We start from the raw sequence: 18,224 nt of genomic DNA, 5'->3' as shown, positions 1-18,224 counted from the left end.
GGTTCATCTTGCTTGGCGGACGATGTCGGCGCTGTTCCAGCCGACCGGCAACGGCTCCGGACGCCCGATGACCACGTCCTCGGTCGAAAGACCCTCGACACCCTTGACGAAGACGGCCGGCAGGCCGCCCGGATAATCGACGAGGCCGACCACCCTGCCGTCGGCGCCGAGCGTCCAGGCGTTGGCCCGGCCGGCCGCGTTGGGCGCCGGCGCGAGGTCGGCCCCGGTCGGGCGCATGTCGTAGCGAAGCGCCGTGCCGAGATCGCCGGGCGTCTGGACGAGATGGATGCGGGCGAGGCTGACGTTGCGGATTCCCGCCTCCGACGCCGATACCAGGGCGATGGCGCCTTGCATGCGGCCGGTGATATCCTCGACGACAAGATCCTCGACGGCGCCGGCCCGGCGGCTCGGCCGGCGGTCCAAGACGGTGACCGTCAATCCCTCGCCCGATCCCCAGAAGCCATCCGGCGTCTCGCGGCAATCGACGTCGATCCGCGAGAAGCGGACGTTGGAAATCCGGCCGCCGTCGCGCGAGAACAGGCCGAGGCCGCGGTTGGAGTCGACGACGCGGCAATCCTCGAAGACGATGTTCGAAAAGTCGCCGAAGGACTCGGTGCCGACCTTGAGCGCGCAGGACAGGCTGGCCACCTCGGCGCGGCGGACCAGGATATCCTCGCAGCGGCCGATGGCCTCGCCGTCCGGCCCGGCGCTGGTCTTGAGACAGATGCCGTCGTCGGCGGTCGAGATGACCACGTCCTCGATCAGCGCGCGCCGGCAGGCGTCGAGCACCAGGCCGTCGGTGTTGGGAAGCCGCCGGTTGTTGGAGACGCGGACCTTGCGGACGGTGACGTCCTCGCAGTCGACCAGATGCAGCGTCCACATCGGCGAATCGTCCACCGCGAGGTTTTCGAGCCGGACGCCGCGGCAGGATTCGAACACCACCACCCGCGGCCGATAAGTAGCCGGTACGAAGGTGCCCATCGCCGCCTCCTCGCCGACGATGAACCGGCCGCCGCCGGCCGCGATGCGTCCCGGGCCGGTCAGCGCGACATCACGGGCGCCGCGCGCCACGACCATCCCCCTGTCCGACTTTTCGGCGATCACCGATACCGTCGTCCCGGCAAAGGCGTCGTAATCGGGAATCGGCCTCAGCACCGCGCCTTCGGCGAGGTTGAGCTCGACGCCCGACCGCAGGCAAAGTCCCCCGGCGATGTGCTCGCCCGCCAGGAGTCGCACCACGCCGCCGCCCTCGGCGGATGTCCGGTCGATCGCCGCCTGCAGGACGGCGGTCGCGTCGCCGCCCGTCGCCTCGACGAGAACTGCCCTGCCCTTGGTCACCGTTCGTCCTCCCGAGAGCCCAGCATTTCGATCAGCAGCAGCATGGCGAGCGCCTGGCCGTAAGGCGTCGGCAGGTTGGGAATGCGCCGGTAGAAATCGAGATCGTGCCCCATCGCGGTCCCGTCGGAGACCTTGCCGACGACGCCGGTCTCGTCGATCTCGGCCAGCACGGCGCCGAAGGCCGACAGCGCCGCGGCCCGGTCCTCCTCCGGCAGGATGCCGGCGCGCACGGCGCGCAGGATGCCGTAGGCGATTCCGGCCGTGGCCGAGGCTTCCACCGGCGAGGCCGGATCGTCGAGCAGCGTATGGAAAAGCCCGTCCCGCCGCTGCAGCGCCTTCAGCGTCCGGACCTGGCTATGCAGCAGATTGGTGAGAAAGCGGCGGTCCTTGGCCTCGATCTCCGGCACCAGATCGAGCAGTTCGGGGATGGCGACGGTGATCCAGGCGTTGCCGCGCCCCCAGAAGGCCCGGGCGAAATTGTGCCGGCCGTTGAAGGTCCAGCCGTGGTACCAGAGGCCGGTCACCGGATCGGAGAGATAGCGGGCGTGGACGAGAAACTGGTAGACGGCCTCGTCTATCCAGTCGCGCCGCCCGAGCAGCCGGCCGGCGCGGGCCAGAAACAGCACGGCCATGAACAGCGTGTCGTCCCAGAGCTCTCCCTCGTTGAGGCGCTCCTTGACGACATGCTGGAAGCCGCCGTCCTCGGTCTTCGGCAGCGAGCGCACCAGCCAGTCGGCCCAGTCCTCGATCAGGGCCCGGAAATCCGGACGATCGACATGCTCGACGAGCAGCGCCAGGGGCAGCATCGGAGCGGTGGAATTGATCTGACGCGGCGGCAGGCCACGGCCGATCTGCCAGGCGTACCAGTCGGTCAGTTGGGCGATCGCCGCTCTGTCTCCGGTGGCGAGCGCCCGGCGCAGAAAGCCGTAGAGACCGACGCCGACCTCCCAGTCCCACTCCTCGAAGGCGATGCCGCCGGCATCCCCCGACGCCAGCCCCTCCCGGATACCCTTGAGCCGGCGGAAGGCGGCGGCCACCCGATCGGTGGTTTCCCGGAGACCGATCCTGTCGATTGTCAGCTGGTCCATACGAATTCCAATTCAGGCAAAGAACGGGGGAAATGCGTCGAGCCGCGGATCGGCGCTGTCATGGGTCAGGACCGGGATCGGCCCGGTATGGTCGAAGGCGACGCGTCGGCCGCCGACGCTGAAGGCGCCGTCATAGGCAAGGCTCAGCGTTTCCCGGCCATCCGGGCTGAAATCGAGGCGGAGCGCCTCGCGATCGAACGTCACGGTGCTGGCGCGAAGGCGCGTCCGGAAGGCGCCAAAGGCGTGGGCGTCGCCCGAGCCGATCACCGCCACCCAGCCGACAGGCCCCTCGCCCGTTCTCACCTCGTGTCCGGCGGTGGCGCCAGACTCGACCGGCGCGAGGCCGTTGGACGCGTGAAGCGCCGCGAAGCCGCGCCCGGAACGGACGATCAGCCAGCCGTCCTCGATCAGGATCTCGTCCATTCCGTCGCGCCCGACATAGGCGTGCGTCCAGCGGATGCGCGCGGCGCGAGGATCGGCGACGAGAAGGGCGACGTCGCGGTGCTGGGCCACGCGCGGCAGGATGCCGCTGCCCGCCCAGTAGGACGGCCGCCGGGTGCCCCATGGATCGTCCTCGCCCGGATGGTTGACCCAGAGCCGCGCCATGGGATGGCCGGCCAGGCGGATGTCGAGCACATGCTGCTGGTGGCCCGGCTTGCCGGTCCTGTGATCGACGACGGTGGAGAGCTGGGCCGCCTCCGTCTTGAACAGCACCAGCTTGCCGCTCTCCAGTCCCTGCGCGTAGCGCGCCTCGATCGACCGGCCAGGGGCGAGATCGACGAGGTCGGCGAGGCCGGCCGGCGGCGCGTAGGGACCGGCGCAGAACATCGGCAGCGCGGCGACGCCGCCATTGAGCCAGCCGCGGCCGAAGGCGACGGTGGCGAAGGGGGCGAGCTCGGTCAGCGGCCCGGCCCTCAGCTCCTTGTCGTAGGCGCGCCCCTGCGAGCCGGCCGGCACGCCGGCGAGCGTATGCAGGGCGATCATGGTGAAGATGCGGTCGAGCATCGCCCCCGCCCGGTCGGCGATCGGCGCGTCCGCCCAGCGGTGGAGCGCCAGCAGCCCGATGAAGTCGATCGGGTAATAGGCGGCGGAGTTCCATTCGGCGAGACCGTGGGCCTCGACGCTGTCGAACCAGCGGCCGAGCCGCTCCTCCGCCAGCGCCGCCTGCTCGCGGCCGCTCCGCCCGGACCGGAGAAACCGGTCGTCGGGATAGAGGCGGCCAGCGATGAGCTGGCTGGCGTGGAAGCAGAGAACGTGGTTCTCGCTCCAGAACCACATGGTGTCGTTGCCGGGCTCGTCCACCCAGTAGCGATAGGCGAGCACGGCGGCGCGGATGCGGTCGGCCGTCGACGCGGAGAGGCGATCGCCGTGGGCGCCGGCCAGCCAAAGCAGCGGCACCATGACGAAGTCCGAGCAATCCTCCGCCCGGTCGATCGTCGCCAGCGTCGCGTCGACGATGGCCGCCATCGCCGCGGGTTCCCCATCGTCGGACGCCAGCATGGCCAGCACCCGGCCGATGCGCGGCGCCCCGCGCCGGGCGGCGAAACGGAGCGCCCGGCGCTTGCGCTCGGCGAGCGTGGCGCCGGGCGGCGCCGGCGCAAGGTCGTCGATGAAGGCGGCGTCGAACGCCCGCGTCACCTTGCCCGCGCCCGTCCCGAGCGACAGCCGGACGCCGTGATAGCCGCTGCCGACGCGCTCGCTGCCGGCGACGACAAGCCGGGGTTCCCCCGCCCCGAGCACCGTCTCCGACACAGCAAGGCAACTGCGGTCGTGTCCGTGGCTGACGATCCGGACCTCGACCGGCAGGTCGACGCCGGGCGGCGTATCGAAGAGGAGCTCCAGCGGCGCGCCTGCGAAGACGTCGCGCGCCGGGCGCACCTGCCGGGCCAGCGCCTCGAGGCGGGCCAGCGCGTCGCGGTCCACAGCCACGGGCAGCAGCACCGTGAGCGGCATGTCGCCGCCGAGCTCCATCTCGACGAACCAGACGGTGTCGCGCTCGGCCAGATCCTCGCTGTGCACCAGAATTTCGTTGTCGCCGGCGAGAAGCGGCAGGCGGACGCGGGTCTCGCTTTCGACGTTGCGAAGGAAGGGCTCGAAGCGCACGCGCTCGATGCCGTTCACCCAGACGCGGACGCCGCCGCAGGTCCGGAGGAGAAGTTCGACCGTGCCGTCGGCGTCGGCGCGCCAAATGCTCCTGAGCCAGCGGCGCACGTGGGTCGGCACATGCCAGAAGCCGGTGAACTCGACCCGGCGGTTGCTTCCGGGCAGGTTCAGGTGATCGACCGGCCAGTCGGTCTCCGGCTCGATCGATCGCCCCGGCATGGTCGCCCGGAACGCCTTGCGGCAAGGCAGGTCGCCGACATCGACGAAGCCGTTGACGAACCGGTAGCCGACCCTGTCCTCGGCCGGAGCCGGCTCGCCGGGAAAAAAGCTCTCGACGCGTGGCGACACCACCCAGGATGTCAGCGACTGACCGGGCGACACGACGTAGGCACCCCCGGCTCCGACGGGGATCGCCATCTGGCGAGCCTTCATGAATATCTCCCATTCATGAAAGAGTTTTCATTTCTACAGCAACAGACGGCAACCTGCCGTCGCCGCGATTTTGCTACTGAAAAACAGCTTGACGGCCGCTTTGTCAATGATCAAATTGCCATCATTCTGGCACCAGTCGGAGGAGCACCGCCAGATCATAAAATTTCTTTCATGGGAGGACTGGATGTCGAAATCTTTCATCGGCACGAGCCTGTTCGCCGTCGCGTCGGTCTGGGCGGCCTCGTCCGCGTTGGCCGAGCAGAAGGCCATCACGTTCCTTTTCACCGACGACGACCAGAGCTACGTCGACCACATGGCTTCGCTAAGCCGGGAGTTCGAGGCGAGCCATCCGGACGTGAAGATCAATTTCGTGTCGTCGGGGTATGACGCGGTGGGCAAGCAGTTGCCGGTCCAGCTCGCCGTGGGCGAAGGTCCCGACCTCGCCAAGATCGCCGACTGGCAACTGGCCCCCTATTATCTCGACATGCGGCCCTACATGAAGGACCCGGAGAGCTTCGCCAAGCTGCACGGCGCCAGCCTGGACCTGCTGCGCCTGCCGGGCATCAACGACCCGCAGTCGATCAACGGCTACATCGCCTCGCAGACGCTCAACCTGCCCTTCGTCAACAAGACGCTGTTCGAGCAGGCGGACGAGCCGCTGCCCGCCCCCGGCGCCACGCTGAAGGACATCGTCGAGGCCTCGGCCCGCGTCGCCAAGGCCACCGGCGCGCAGATCCCGTTCACGCTCGACCGCTCCGGCCACCGCTTCGCCGGCGGCGCCTTTTCCTACGGCGCGACCTTCATCAAGGACGGCAAGTTCACCTTCCCCGACGACGCCGCCAGGAGCTACATCGCCGATCTCTACCAGTGGACGCAGGACGGCAGCTTCCCGAAGGAAATGTGGGGCGCGGCCGGCGGCTCGCAGTACAAGAACATGGGCGACGAGTTCGTCAACGGCAACGTCGTCACCTATCTCGCCGGCAACTGGATGGTGAATCCGTTCCAGAACAAGATCGGCGACGCCTTCGAATGGACGGCGGTCAGCGCCCCGTGCGGCGCCGCCGGCTGCTACGCCATGCCCGGCGCCACGGCCATCGTCGGCTTCAAGCGCACCAAATATCCGGAGGTGGTCGGCGAATTCATCGAGTTCCTCGGCTCGGAGAAGGTGCAGCGCGAGATCGCCGAGAACTACGTCATCCTGACCGGCGCCCGCCTCGACAATGTCAGCTACCAGCTCACCAACGCCAGCGCCAAGGCCTCGATGGCGGTGTTTGCCGACAATCAGAACAACATTCCCGGTTCGGCCATCGAGCTGATCCGTACCAAGGGCAGCACGGCGATGTTCCAGCAGATCGTCCAGCGCATGAGCCAGTTGATCGTCGGCGAGCTGTCGCTCGACGAGACCTACAAGGCGCTGGAAACCGACATCGCCAAGATCAACGAGACCGCCGCGAACTGACATCGCGCTGCGTATTCTTCGAACGCCCGGGCGCCGCCATCCGCGGCGCCCGGATGTTTTTTGGACGCCCGGCGGTCCCCCAGCCACGAAGGAAGGCGCGCCGGGAAATTCATCTGCCCAGATACGCTATCGCGCTCCAGCGGGCTATGTAATAGGCTTCCCTGGTATCCTTCTTCGCCAAGAACGCCACTTCCGCCCATGCCCACCTGGATCGACCTCGTCCTCAAGCTCCTGCAGCAGATGTGCGTTTATCTGGTGATCGCCTATCTGTTCTCGAAGACGCCGATCATCCTGCCGCTGATGCAGGTGACGGTCCGCCCCTGGCGCCGGATCATCTGCTACGTCGTCTTCTCGACCTTTTGCGTGATGGGCACCTATTTCGGCCTGCATATCGGCGAATCGATCGCCAATACCCGTGCGATCGGCGCCGTGCTCGGCGGCATCTTCGGTGGGCCGCTGGTCGGGCTGGCGGTCGGGATCACCGGCGGCCTCCACCGCTACTCGATGGGCGGCTTCACGGCCCTGGCCTGTGCCCTGTCGACGGCGGCCGAAGGGCTGATCGGCGGCCTCGCCCACGCCGATCTGATGCGCCGCCACCGCGCCGCCCTGCTGCTGTCGCCGGCCTTCGTCGCCGCCGTCACCCTGGCTGCGGAGCTCACCCAGATGGCGATCATCCTGGCGCTTGCCCGGCCGATCGAGGCGGCGGCCCATCTCGTCAGCGACATCGTCCTGCCGATGACGCTCGCCAACACCATCGGCGCGGCGCTGTTCATGACCATCCTGCTTGACCGCCGCAAGCTCTACGAAACCCATTCGGCAGTGTTTTCGGCCAAGGCGCTGAAGATCGCCGCCCGGGCCGAAGGTGTGCTGCGCCAGGGCTTCAACGCCGAGAACAGCACCACGGTGGCCCGCATCCTCTACGAGGAGGCCGGCGTCGGCGCCGTCGCCATTACCGACCGCGAGAAGATCCTGGCCTTCATCGGCATTGGCGCCGATCATCACGTGCCGGGCCGGGCCATCACCTCGGTCCAGACCCGGGAAGCAATCCGCGACAACAAGGTGATGTATGCCGACGGCGACGAGGTCTCCTACACCTGCTCGATCGATCCCGACTGCCCGCTCGGCTCGGCGCTGGTCATTCCATTGCAGGGCGAGGACGGCGAGGTGATCGGCACCATCAAGCTCTACGAACCGAAATCCAGGCTGTTCTCGTCCTTCAACCGGGCGCTCGGCGAGGGCGTCGCCCGGCTGCTGTCGGCGCAGATCCTGGCTGGCCGCTACGAGCAGCAGAAGCAGAGCCTCGCCCAGTCGGAGATCAAGCTGCTGCACGCCCAGGTCAATCCGCACTTCCTGTTCAACGCGCTCAATACGCTGTCGGCGGTCATCCGCATCGATCCGCCGGCGGCGCGGCGGCTGGTACAAAACCTTTCGACCTTCTTCCGCAAGAATCTGAAACGCGCTGGCGAAGAAGTGGCGATCGAGGACGAGATCGAGCACGTCAGCGCCTATCTCGAGATCGAGAAGGCGCGTTTCCGCGACCGGCTGGAGGTGGTGATCGACCTGCCGGACGAGCTGCGCGGCGTGCACCTGCCCGCCTTCTCGCTGCAGCCGATCGTCGAGAACGCCATCAAGCACGGCACCTCGCAGCTACTGGACAAAGGCCGGGTGTCGATCTCCGCCCGCCGCGACGGCGGCGACGTCGTGGTCGCCGTCGAGGACAACGCGGGGCTCTACGAACCCCGCCCCGGCAGCGACGGGCTCGGCATGTCGCTGGTCGACCGGCGTATCCGCGCCCGCTTCGGCAGCCGTTACGGCCTTTCCGTCAGCGCGGAGCCGGAGGTGGCGACGCGGGTGTCGCTGCGTGTTCCGCTGCAAGGGACGGGCGTCGATGGAGCGACGGCGGTTCCGGCCGCCTGACCGGCGGCAACGGCACGGCCCGCCGCATAGGTAATACTATGTAAATTCAGTCGTTTCGGCCGCCGGCCGCATTTTCGCACGACCGCTCGCGGCGCCAAAACCGCCGCTCGTCCTCCGGATTCCGCCGCTCGCCGGAAGCCCGCCCCGCCATTGCCGGTCAGACGCTAGGGTCCGCCATCATCTCGGAGGACCCAATCGTGGAAAACGCCCTGACGCTCGTGATCGTCACGCTGTGTATACTGGCGATCTGCTACCGCTTCTACGGCATCTTCTTCGTCAAGAAGGTGCTCGGCACCGATGACGGCGCCGTCACGCCGGCCCACGCGCTGGAGGACGGCCGCAACTATGTTCCGACCAAGAAGTGGGTGAACGCCGGCCAGCATTTCGCGGCCATCGCCGCCGCCGGCCCGCTGGTCGGCCCGGTGCTCGCCGCCCAGTTCGGCTACCTGCCCGGCTTCGTATGGCTGCTCGCCGGCTGCGTGCTCGGCGGCGCCGTGCACGACACCGTCGTGCTGTTCGCCTCGATGAAGCACAAGGGCTCGTCGCTGTCGGAGGTCGCCAAGGCCGAGCTCGGGCCGGTGGCCGGCTGGTGCACGGCGCTGGCCATGCTGTTCATCATCACCATCACCATGGCGGGCCTGTCCATGGTCGTGGTGCATGCCCTCGAACGCAATCCCTGGGGCACCTTCGCGGTGTTCATGACCATCCCGATCGCCATCCTGGTCGGGCTCTACGAGCGTTTCGGCGGCAACGTCAAGATCGCCACCTACTTCGGCCTCGCCGCCATCCTGGCGTCGGTGCTCGCCGGCCCATACATCCAGGACACCGCCATCGGCGCCTGGTTCAGCTACCACAAGGAAGCCGTGTCGCTGATGCTGCCGGCCTATGCCTTCCTGGCCTCGGCGCTGCCGGTGTGGCTGCTACTCACCCCGCGCGGCTACCTTTCCAGCTTCATGAAGATCGGCGTGTTCGGCGCGCTGGTGGTCGGCGTGGTGTTCATCAACCCCGACATCCGCATGCCGGCCCTTACCGAGTTCGTCAACGGCGGCGGCCCGGTGCTGTCCGGTCCGGTCTGGCCGTTCATCTCGATCACCATCGCCTGCGGCGCCATCTCCGGCTTCCATGCCTTCATCGGCTCGGGCACCACGCCCAAACTGACCGACAAGTGGAACGACATCCTGCCGGTGGCCTTCGGCATGATGCTGGTCGAATGCGTCGTCGCGGTGCTGGCCCTCATCGCCGCCACCGCGCTGCCGATGGCCGACTACTTCGCCATCAACGCCGCGCCGGACGTGTTCGCCAACCTCGGCATGACCACCGTCGAACTGCCGCACCTGGAGCAGGAGATCGGCATGGATCTGGCCGGCCGCACCGGCGGCGCCGTGACGCTGGCCGTCGGCATGACCTTCATCTTCACCAAGATTCCCTGGTTCTCGACGCTCGCCTCCTACTTCTTCCAGTTCGTCATCATGTTCGAGGCGGTGTTCATCCTGACCGCCGTCGACTCCGGCACCCGCGTCGCCCGCTACCTGATCCAGGACATGGTCGGCGACCTCTACGCGCCGATGAAGCGGATCGACTGGCTGCCGGGCGCGCTTGCCGCCTCGGTCCTCGCCTGCCTGCTGTGGGGCTATCTGCTCAACTCGGGCGACATCAACTCGGTTTGGGCGCTGTTCGGCGTCTCCAACCAGATGATGGCCTCGCTCGGGCTGATGGTCGGCGCCACCATCATCCTGCGCCTCGCCACCAAGCGCATCTACGCGCTGACCTGCCTCGTACCGCTCGCCTACCTCTACGTAACGGTGAACTACGCCGGCTACTGGATGGTGGCGAACGTCTACCTCAATCCGGCGGCCAAGGGTTACAACCCGGTCAACGCGGCGATCTCGGTGATCATGCTGGTGCTCGGCGTGGTGATCCTGGCGACATCGCTGAAGCGCTGGAAGTCCCTGCTCGCCGCCAAGGGAGCCGAACGGCAGGCGCTGCCCGACTTCGCGGCCGCTCCGGCCGAGTGAGGCAAGCGCGCGGCACCCCTCCCTTAGCCGCAGCGCAAGCCGGGTCCTGGCATCGGGACCCGGCTTTTTTTCATGGCCATTTGCATCAACCGATGCCGAGCCGTTCCTTCAGCGAGCCGAAAAAGCGGCGGCTGACCGGGATCGCCCGGCCGCCGAGCGTATGGATGGTGGCGAGCCCGCCGTCGCCGAAGGCGATGTCGCGAATGCGGTCGGGATTGACCATCACCTGGCGGTGGCAGCGGATGAGGCCGGTGCGCTCCTCGATGGTCCGCAGCGTCAGTTCGGTGAAATGCTCCTCCCCGTCCGTGCCGAGCACGAAGACGCCGGAGGCCCTGGAGAGCACCGCCTCGACTTCGTCGAGCTTCATCAGGTGGACGCGGTTGAGACCGGTGCAGGGGATGTGGCGCAGCGGCTGCGTCGCCTCGGCCGGCAGCGGCGCGACGCCGGCCGGCGGCCGGCGCAGCCGCTCCAGCGTCTTGGCGAGGCGTGCCTCCTGCACCGGCTTCAACAGGTAGTCGAAGGCGTTGGCATCGAAGGCGCGCAGGGCATATTCCTCGTAGGCCGTCAGGAAGACGATGCGCGGCAGACGGTCGGGATCGATCATGCCGAGCATCTCCAGCCCGGAAATGCGCGGCATCTGGATATCGAGGAACACCACGTCCGGCCGAAGGTGGTTGATGGCGGCGATGGCCTCGATCGCGTTGGCGCTTTCGCCGACGATGTCGATATCGGCCTCCCGGCCGAGCAGCAGACGGATTTCCGCCCGCGCCAGTTCCTCGTCGTCGATCAACAACGCACGCATCCCCTACCCCGCGGTTTTCCTTCCCGATCAGGAAGCCGGCAATGACAATAGCAAGTTTTCGAAATGGCTGCCAAGTTACGATACCGGCTCAAAGTGCGTTCAAGAAGGATTTCCGGAGCGCCCCTGGTGTCCGGCAGGCAGTCATCGTCTCGATCGCCTGAAATAAAAACGCTGCGACAACTTTTCTTCGCAGAAATTGCCGCCTATAGCCTGCAAAACAAAAGATTATAGAACGTCGCTCGCCAGGAGCGAGCGCGATCGTATCATTTACCCAAATTCAACCCGTAGCTCATATAGGAGCCTTGCAATATAAAGGCGACGTCGACAAGCTGGTTCGTCGCGCCTTGCAACACCGGGGCGCTTGAGAGAAACCGGGCGCCCGCCATCCGGGCATCGCTTCTGGACTGTTGAACCCTTTCGGGATCGGGGATGAATTATCGCACTCATATCGGTAAGCGAACCAGGAACGGGTTCGACCCCTTTTATACGATCGTCTCCTGGCTGCTGAACAGAAGCCCGTGGGAGGCGTGGGCCCTCGTTGTCGGTGGCGTCGCGATAATAACGTTCCTCGATCTTCTGCCCGGAAACGGCGATATCAGCGTCCGTTCCCTTTACGTCTTCCCGGTCATTCTCGGCTGCTGGATGCTGGGCCGGATGCATGCGATCACGGTCACGGCTTTCGTCGTTCTCGCGATGTCCATCAAGGCTCCCCTCGTTCAGGGGCACGTCGATCTCCTGCCAATCGTGACAAGCACGCTGGCCCGCGCCGTGTCCTTTGCGGCGGTCGCGGGTATCGTTGCGGGCTTCAGGAGCAGATACAACCATGTGCTGAACATGGCGCAAAAAGACCGGATGACGGGCGTCCTGAACAAGACCGCGTTCGAGGAAGAAGTCAAAGCCATGCTCGCCGCCGGCCATGCCTCGGGAAAGACGGTGCTGCTCGCCGTGATGGACCTCGACGGCTTCAAGAGCGTGAACGATCAGCACGGCCATGAAACCGGAGACGAGGTGCTGATGACGTTCACGCACCACGTCGCAAAAGAGATCCGACGCGCCGATCGTTTCGGGCGGATCGGCGGCGACGAGTTCGCGCTGGCGCTGCAGGCGGCCTCGCCGGAGGAGGCACGGCTGCTGGCCACGAGACTGCATCGGCGCGTGACCGAGGCGCTTGCCGGAACTTGTCATTCCGTCACATGCAGCATGGGAGCGCTGATCGTTCCTCCCGAGCCGCGCAGGACCAGCCGGGACATGATGCGGGAAGCCGATCGGCTCATGTATGCCGTCAAGAGGGGCGGCAAGAATGCCGTCGTCGTCGCCGAGGCGGAAGCCCTGCCGGGGGACGGCCACGCCGACGATCTTCATGACATACAGCCGGTTGCGGCCGGTTTCCCGTAAGCGCGCAGACGCCATCGGTCCGATGGCTCGCGCTCTCTCCCAAGCGCACAGGTGGGCTCCCTGGGGTCACCAAGATTTTGGATTACTTTAGGTCGAAGAGAACGGGCGTAGTAATGGCGGATGGCACGCCAGGGGGCGGAGCGGGCAGCGGGGAAGCGCGGCGGACGAGGGCCAGCACCTCGTTATCGAGTTCGGGAAAGCCGGAGGAGCGGGCGAGCACAGCGGAGAGCACATTGCCCGCGTCGTCGATCGCGAAGCGCACATAGGCGACGCCCTGTTCGCGGCGTGACCTGGCACCGGCGGGATAGCGCTTGCGGCGCTCCAGATGCGCCATCAGCCGGGCCTGCCACTTCGCCAGCGACGATGCGGAGGACAACAGGCCGGAGGCGCTCTGGCGGGCGGCATTGCGGTCTGACTGGCGGACCTGGGCCTGGGCCGCCATGGCGGCTTGCGAAGCGGCCTGTTCCTGCTGGCGCCGCTCGGCCTTCTTCTTCGGTTCCGGCGGCTTTGGCTTGGCAAGGGGAATGGGCACTTCGGCATCGATGATTGGGAGGATCGTTGCCTCTTCGGCCGGCTCGATCTCGTCCGTGGCGACCTCCTCCTCGACCGGCGCGGGCTCCTTCTCGACGATCCTCTCGGGCGGCGTCTCGGGTGCCTCCACCCGCTCGGCCTCGGGGCTGTCGGGGGCGTCCTGCTGGTCGGGCGCGAGGTCGTCGGCTTCGGTCAGGATCGCCTCGGGCACGTCGGCGAATTCGATCATGATGGCGGCCGGCGGCGCGTCGACGGCGGCGGTCGGCGGTTGGCGCGTCAGCCAGGCCGCCGCGCCGAGATGAGCGGAGAGCACGATCAGGCCCGCGGCGGTCCAGAGCGCCGCCTCGGCGGCCTTGGCGCCGCGTCCGACCGAGGCGCTCCAGCCGCTCACGGGAGCGGGGTTCCGGGCTGACGGCCGGCCCCGTCGTCGGGAACGGAGGCGGCCGGCGCGGCCTCGAGGCCGATCAGGGCGATCCTCACGTAGCCGGAGTCGCGCAGCAGGTTCATCGTCTCCATGAGATCGCGATAGGAGACCGCCTGGTCGGCCCGCAGGAACACGCGCGTCTCCCTGTCGCCGCCGGTGAAGGCGTCGAGCGCCGCCGCCAGCCCCTCGCGCGCCACCGGAGCGTCGCCGAGATGCAGAGCGAGATCGCTCCCGAGCGTCAGGTAGAGCGGCTTGTCGGGCCGCTCGGCCGGCTTGGCCGTCGAAGCCGGCAGGTCGACGTCGACATCCACGGTCGCCAAGGGCGCCGCCACCATGAAGATGATGAGCAGCACCAGCATGATGTCGATGAAGGGGACGATGTTGATGTCGCTGTTCTCCTCGGGCAGCGAACCCGCATTCCTTCTTATGCCGCCGGCCATGGCCCTACTCCGCCGCCGCAAGTGTGGAAGCGGACCGGTCTTCGGCCGGCACCCTGCGCAGGTCGATGTCGAGGCTGACCAACTGTTCCACGCCCGAGGCGGCATCGGCCAGCAACTGCGCGTAGCCGGCGACGGCGCGGGCGAAGACGTTGTAGACGATGACCGCGGGGATGGCGGCCACCAGGCCTATGGCGGTGGCCAGCAGCGCCTCGGCAATGCCGGGCGCCACCACGGCAAGGTTGGTGGTGTGCGCTTCCGAGATGCCGATGAAGGCGTTCATGATGCCCCAGACGGTGCCGAACAGGCCGACGAAGGGTGCGGTGGAACCGATGGTGGCCAGGAGCCCGGTGCCGCGCGCGAGCCGGCGGCCGGCCTGTGCCTCGATGCGGGCAAGCCGCGCGCCGACGCGCTCCTTGACGCCGTCGCCGCCGACATGGTCGAGCGCCATGGCGGAGCGGCGCATCTCGTCGGCGGCCGATCGCACCATGAAGGCAGCCGGTCCGCCGCGCCCGGCCAGCCGCGCATCGGCATCGGAGAGGCAGGCGGCCCCGGCGATCGCGGCGACAGCCCGCTTGGCGCGCGTCCTGGCACAGGCGATCTCGATCGATTTGGCCAGCCACACCGTCCACACCGCCAGCGAACCGAGCACGAGGCCGATCATGACGGCCTTCACCACCCAGTCGGCGGCCAGGAACATGCCCCAGGGCGACAGGTCATGCGGCAGGTCGGCGGTGCGCTCCGGCGCGGCCAGCAGATGCGAAATCGTTGCCGCCGGATTCTCCAACAGGGACGGTACGGGCGCATCGGCGGACGGCGCCGGCGCAACGACAGGCGCGGCCGGCGCTTCCGTCGCGGCCGCCCCCTGTTGTGCAAAGGCCGGTGCCGCGAGCACCATCATCGCCATCACCAGGAAGGAGCGCCTGATGGCCGCCGCCGAAGCCGATATCCGACGCATCCTCATTCTCCGATCTCCCGTTCCCCGCCGGTTATCCCCTGCGCTTCGGGCTCCGGACGCCGCACGATCCATACCGCCGCCGCCGTCATCAGCCCCAGCACCGCCAGCGCAAGCCAGACGGGCGGATGCGCGAAGAAAACAAAGCAGGCAAAACCCACCGCCTTGCCCAGGCAGGCGCCGATCTTGGCCCGGCGCGACATCGCGCGATGCGTCCGCCACGCCAGGAGGGAAGGACCGAAGCGCGGATGGGCGAGCAGCCGCGCTTCCAGTTGCGGCGACGATCGTGCGAAGCAGCCGAGAGCCAGGAGCAGGAAGGGCGTGGCCGGCAGCATCGGCAGAAAGGCGCCGACCACGCCGATGGCGAGGAACAGCAGCCCAAGCCCGCGCAGACCCAGGCGCAACCCCAGGCCAATTCCCAGCCGTGGCCGATCCCTCCCGTCAGCGGACGCGCTCATGCCGGGCTCCATCACCGCGGGGGGACCAGATGGGTCGCCAGCAGCATGTGGTAACGATCGAACGCCTCGATGCCGCCGTCGACCAGCCGCCGTTCGGCCGCTTCATCGAGGCCGAGCTCCTCGAGCGCGGCCAGGAAAGTCTGCCAGTGCGCGCCGCGCGATTGCGATGCCGCCGCAAGGTGGCGCGCGCCGGCGTCCCCGGTCAGCCCCAGCCCGGCCGCCGACCTCATGAAGGTCGCCGCGCTGAGATTGCCGCCTTCGGCCACATACAGCCAGCCGAAGGCGCCCGCCACGTCGACGGAGTGCTTCTCGCCGGAGCCGGTCTCCGGAAGGGCGACGCCAATATCCAGCATGTCCTGCCGGATCAGGTCGAGGCGCCGGCGCGCCGCCATATCCGGGATCAGGCCGGCCAGCGCCGGGCTGCGCTGAAGGCGGTCGATCTCCTGGTGGAAGGCGTGCTGCACGGCCAGAAACCGTCGATAGCGCTCGAGATCGCCGAACGGATCGAGCGCCAGAAAGCGCTCGTCGAGGCGCTCGTGGGCCTCCTGCGTCGCCGCCTTCAGGCGGGCGACGCGGCTCGTCCTCCCGTCGGGAGCGGTCGTCGTCTTCGTGTCCATTCGCTTCTCTCCTGTCTGCGGCTTTACCGGGCGCCCTCCCCGGCAGCGCCGCGGAAGCGATCCCCGGACGGGCGCGGCGGCTATGGCGCTCTCCCGGCGTGGATGCCGGCGCGCTCCCTCGTCGATCCCAATGTCTCGCTCGCCTGGATCAGGCCGGCGGCGAGGGTCGTCATCCAGAAATCGCCGGCCACCGTGGTGCGGAACGAACTGCCTTGGCGCGCGCCCAGCCCCGCCGCCGTCCAGGCCGACAAAAGCGGCTCGGCGGCGGCGAGAAAGCCCGGAACCAGCGCCTCGACGCTCGCGCCGTCGAACACCCCGTCCTCGAGCTGCGAGCGGATACGCGCGTGGACGGCGCGCCGCGGCGTGCCCTCGGCCATCATTGCCACCGTCGGCGCGCCCACCTCGATCCGGCGCGACCACTCGGCGAGGTCGGCCACCGTGCGCCAGGAGCGGCCGTGCGCCGAGCCGCCGGCGCCGGGGCCGAAGGCGAGACAGGCGGCGTCGGTCTTGACCAGTTGGTTGTAGAGGCTGCGCTCGCGGCCGGTGCGGGCCATATGCGCCTGCGACAGCTTCTTCCAGCCGAGCTCGGCAAAACGGCCGACCGCATGGGCGTAGCTCTCGGCCTGCGTGGCCAGGCTCGGCACCGGCAGCGTCTTGCCCGCCGTGATCGCCCGGGACAGCGGTACGCCCGGAAAGATGCTCAGCGCGTAGATGTCGAGGCCGTCGAGGCCAAGCCCGGCCGCCGTCTCGACGTCGTCGCGCCACACCGTCGCGTCCTGGCCCGGCAGGCCGTAGATCAGGTCGATGACCAAGGACGCTCCGCCGGCCTGCACCAGTTCCTCGAGCAGCGCCAGCAGGCCGGCACGGTCGAACTTGCGGCCGAGCCGACGCCGCACGCGGGTATCGAAGCTCTGCACGCCGATGGAAAAGCGCGTCACGCCGGCGCCGAGCGCCGCCTCCACCTTGTCGGGCGTGAAGTCGTGGGTGCGGCCCTCGAGGGTGATCTCGCAGTCCTCGGCCAGCGGCAGACAGCGCCTGAGCGCCCCAACCACCGCCGCGATGTCCTCGGCCGCCAGCGCCGTCGGCGTGCCGCCGCCCAGGAACACCGCCTCGATCGGCCGGCCGTCGCGGTGGAGCGGCCGCGCGGCGGCCGCTTCGATCTCGCGTACCAGTCGGCCGGCGAAGGCGTGCGTCTCCTCGGCGTCATACGGATTCTGGTAGAAGCCGCAGAACAGGCAGTGCGTATGGCAGAACGGGACATGGACGTAGGCCACCCGCCGCGCCGGGCTCGCCGCGCCGAAGACGGCCGCGACGTGCCGGGGGAACTCCTCCTCGGCTATGCGGCGGTCGGTCTGCCAGGGCATCATCGGCGCGCGGCGGGCGAAGGCGCCGGTCAGCGCGTCGCCGCCGGCAACGGGCAGAAACGCCGACAGGTCGGCCGGGCCGGCCGACGGGCTCATGCCGCCGGCGGCGGTGGGATGGCCGGCCGGCCGCGCGGACGGCTGCTGGGGCCTCATGGATGCTTCTCTCCCCGCTGATCCTCGCGCGAAACCGACGGACGACCCTGCCCCGGCACCCGGAACTGCCGGTCCACAAAGCCGAGAACACGGGCAAATCCGCTTACGGCCCCATCGATCAGGCGCACCTCTCCGTCCCCGTCGAGCGGAATGGCGTCGAAGGCCGTCGTGAACGTCCGCCAATGAAGACCGCGGCCTTCCGGCGCCCCGGCAAGATGCCTTGCGCCGAAACTTTCGGAAAAGCCCAGTTTGGCGGCTTCCTTCAGCAGGAAGGCGGCGCCGAGATTGGAGCCTTCGGCCACATAGAGCCAGCCCAATGCGGTGGGCAGATCGACGGCCGCGCCGGGAAGGAATGCGGGATCGCCATCCGGCGCCGGCGGCTCGACGCCGAGATCGGCAAGATCCCGCTCGATCAGGCCGAGCCGCCGACGCCCCCGGAGGTCGGGCAGCAACCCGGCGAGGCCGGCATCGTCGTAGAGCGCGTCGATGTCGCGATGGAAGCCGTGCTGCGTTCGCAGGAACAGACCGTAACGCTCCCGGTCGGCAAACGGTCGATGCCCCATGATCGCCTTGTCGAGCAAATCATGGGTCGGATGTGTGGCTGCATGCAAAAGCTGCGTATGGCTCCGCACATGCCCGGCGGGTGCTTTCGCCAAGGTATTTCTATCCATTCCGACCTCGAATCGAGTTGCGTTGACATGCCTGGAAGGGCGAACGGCAAGGCGCTCGCCTCGAT

At 68.1% G+C, this 18,224-nt stretch carries 15 protein-coding genes; 4 read left to right on the top strand and 11 right to left on the bottom strand.

Annotated features, from left to right (window positions below; translation table 11 throughout):
* Positions 1–3: 3 nt before the first annotated feature.
* From pglB to CJ014_RS05385, 3 genes are read right to left on the bottom strand one after another with little or no spacing between them, the layout of a single operon-like run.
* Complete coding sequence (pglB, locus tag CJ014_RS05395; protein ID WP_100079514.1) at positions 4–1,338, bottom strand: polygalacturonase PglB; 1,335 nt, start codon at positions 1,336–1,338, stop codon at positions 4–6.
* On the bottom strand, positions 1,335–2,426 hold the full coding sequence (gene bglB, locus CJ014_RS05390) for a beta-galactosidase BglB (protein WP_100079513.1): 1,092 nt from the start codon (positions 2,424–2,426) through the stop codon (positions 1,335–1,337). Before bglB ends, pglB begins: the two co-directional genes overlap by 4 nt.
* Positions 2,427–2,438: 12 nt before the next feature.
* Positions 2,439–4,961 (bottom strand): hypothetical protein, encoded by a 2,523-nt coding sequence (locus CJ014_RS05385; protein ID WP_245427123.1) that lies wholly within the window; start codon positions 4,959–4,961, stop codon positions 2,439–2,441.
* A gap of 184 nt (positions 4,962–5,145) precedes the next feature.
* Between CJ014_RS05385 and CJ014_RS05380 the strand changes: the two genes are divergently transcribed.
* The 3 genes from CJ014_RS05380 to CJ014_RS05370 all read left to right on the top strand — a co-directional run bounded on the left by CJ014_RS05380 (position 5,146) and on the right by CJ014_RS05370 (position 10,352).
* Entirely contained in the window at positions 5,146–6,420 is a 1,275-nt protein-coding gene (locus CJ014_RS05380) for an ABC transporter substrate-binding protein (RefSeq protein WP_100079512.1), read from the top strand.
* A gap of 198 nt (positions 6,421–6,618) precedes the next feature.
* Positions 6,619–8,337, top strand: coding sequence for a sensor histidine kinase (locus tag CJ014_RS05375; protein ID WP_100079511.1), 1,719 nt, complete (start codon positions 6,619–6,621; stop codon positions 8,335–8,337).
* 197 nt (positions 8,338–8,534) lie between these two features.
* The gene (locus CJ014_RS05370) at positions 8,535–10,352 is read left to right on the top strand and encodes a carbon starvation CstA family protein (protein ID WP_100079510.1); all 1,818 of its coding nucleotides are present in this window, start codon (positions 8,535–8,537) and stop codon (positions 10,350–10,352) included.
* 85 nt (positions 10,353–10,437) lie between these two features.
* Here CJ014_RS05370 and btsR read toward each other — a convergent pair whose 3' ends face one another.
* Positions 10,438–11,154: a two-component system response regulator BtsR gene (btsR, locus tag CJ014_RS05365; protein ID WP_100079509.1), complete on the bottom strand. Its 717-nt coding sequence runs from the start codon at positions 11,152–11,154 to the stop codon at positions 10,438–10,440.
* A 429-nt stretch (positions 11,155–11,583) separates the two neighbouring features.
* Between btsR and CJ014_RS05360 the strand changes: the two genes are divergently transcribed.
* Entirely contained in the window at positions 11,584–12,549 is a 966-nt protein-coding gene (locus CJ014_RS05360; RefSeq protein ID WP_100079508.1) for a GGDEF domain-containing protein, read from the top strand.
* Between the two features lie 82 nt (positions 12,550–12,631).
* Here CJ014_RS05360 and CJ014_RS05355 read toward each other — a convergent pair whose 3' ends face one another.
* The 7 genes from CJ014_RS05355 to CJ014_RS05325 form a co-directional block, all read right to left on the bottom strand.
* Positions 12,632–13,471, bottom strand: a complete 840-nt coding sequence (locus CJ014_RS05355) for an energy transducer TonB (protein ID WP_100079507.1) — start codon at positions 13,469–13,471, stop codon at positions 12,632–12,634.
* Positions 13,468–13,944, bottom strand: a complete 477-nt coding sequence (exbD, locus tag CJ014_RS05350) for a TonB system transport protein ExbD (protein ID WP_100079506.1) — start codon at positions 13,942–13,944, stop codon at positions 13,468–13,470. The genes CJ014_RS05355 and exbD overlap by 4 nt, the downstream gene beginning before the upstream one ends.
* Before the next feature lie 4 nt (positions 13,945–13,948).
* Entirely contained in the window at positions 13,949–14,899 is a 951-nt protein-coding gene (gene exbB / locus CJ014_RS05345; protein ID WP_100079505.1) for a tonB-system energizer ExbB, read from the bottom strand.
* A gap of 2 nt (positions 14,900–14,901) precedes the next feature.
* A complete protein-coding gene (locus tag CJ014_RS05340) occupies positions 14,902–15,354 on the bottom strand; it encodes a YbaN family protein (protein ID WP_100079832.1) in 453 nt (150 codons plus the stop codon).
* Positions 15,355–15,365: 11 nt separating this feature from the next.
* Positions 15,366–15,971 (bottom strand): biliverdin-producing heme oxygenase, encoded by a 606-nt coding sequence (locus CJ014_RS05335; protein ID WP_100079504.1) that lies wholly within the window; start codon positions 15,969–15,971, stop codon positions 15,366–15,368.
* Between the two features lie 80 nt (positions 15,972–16,051).
* A complete protein-coding gene (gene hutW / locus CJ014_RS05330) occupies positions 16,052–17,488 on the bottom strand; it encodes a heme anaerobic degradation radical SAM methyltransferase ChuW/HutW (RefSeq protein ID WP_100079503.1) in 1,437 nt (478 codons plus the stop codon).
* Complete coding sequence (locus CJ014_RS05325) at positions 17,485–18,159, bottom strand: biliverdin-producing heme oxygenase (RefSeq protein ID WP_100079502.1); 675 nt, start codon at positions 18,157–18,159, stop codon at positions 17,485–17,487. The genes hutW and CJ014_RS05325 overlap by 4 nt, the downstream gene beginning before the upstream one ends.
* Positions 18,160–18,224: the final 65 nt, after the last annotated feature.

The organism is Pleomorphomonas carboxyditropha, from assembly GCF_002770725.1.
In the GTDB taxonomy this organism is placed as follows: Bacteria; Pseudomonadota; Alphaproteobacteria; order Rhizobiales; family Pleomorphomonadaceae; genus Pleomorphomonas; species Pleomorphomonas carboxyditropha.
This window is presented reverse-complemented; position numbering and strand designations above follow the sequence as displayed.

Coding starts and splice junctions, on each gene's coding strand:
- bglB (WP_100079513.1), bottom strand. CDS start 2,426: ATGGACCAGCTGACAATCGACAGGATCGGTCTCCGGGAAACCACCGAT.
- exbB (WP_100079505.1), bottom strand. CDS start 14,899: ATGCGTCGGATATCGGCTTCGGCGGCGGCCATCAGGCGCTCCTTCCTG.
- CJ014_RS05360 (WP_100079508.1), top strand. CDS start 11,584: ATGAATTATCGCACTCATATCGGTAAGCGAACCAGGAACGGGTTCGAC.
- CJ014_RS05340 (WP_100079832.1), bottom strand. CDS start 15,354: ATGAGCGCGTCCGCTGACGGGAGGGATCGGCCACGGCTGGGAATTGGC.
- hutW (WP_100079503.1), bottom strand. CDS start 17,488: ATGAGGCCCCAGCAGCCGTCCGCGCGGCCGGCCGGCCATCCCACCGCC.
- CJ014_RS05385 (WP_245427123.1), bottom strand. CDS start 4,961: ATGAAGGCTCGCCAGATGGCGATCCCCGTCGGAGCCGGGGGTGCCTAC.
- CJ014_RS05335 (WP_100079504.1), bottom strand. CDS start 15,971: ATGGACACGAAGACGACGACCGCTCCCGACGGGAGGACGAGCCGCGTC.
- btsR (WP_100079509.1), bottom strand. CDS start 11,154: ATGCGTGCGTTGTTGATCGACGACGAGGAACTGGCGCGGGCGGAAATC.
- exbD (WP_100079506.1), bottom strand. CDS start 13,944: ATGGCCGGCGGCATAAGAAGGAATGCGGGTTCGCTGCCCGAGGAGAAC.
- CJ014_RS05325 (WP_100079502.1), bottom strand. CDS start 18,159: ATGGATAGAAATACCTTGGCGAAAGCACCCGCCGGGCATGTGCGGAGC.
- CJ014_RS05375 (WP_100079511.1), top strand. CDS start 6,619: ATGCCCACCTGGATCGACCTCGTCCTCAAGCTCCTGCAGCAGATGTGC.
- CJ014_RS05380 (WP_100079512.1), top strand. CDS start 5,146: ATGTCGAAATCTTTCATCGGCACGAGCCTGTTCGCCGTCGCGTCGGTC.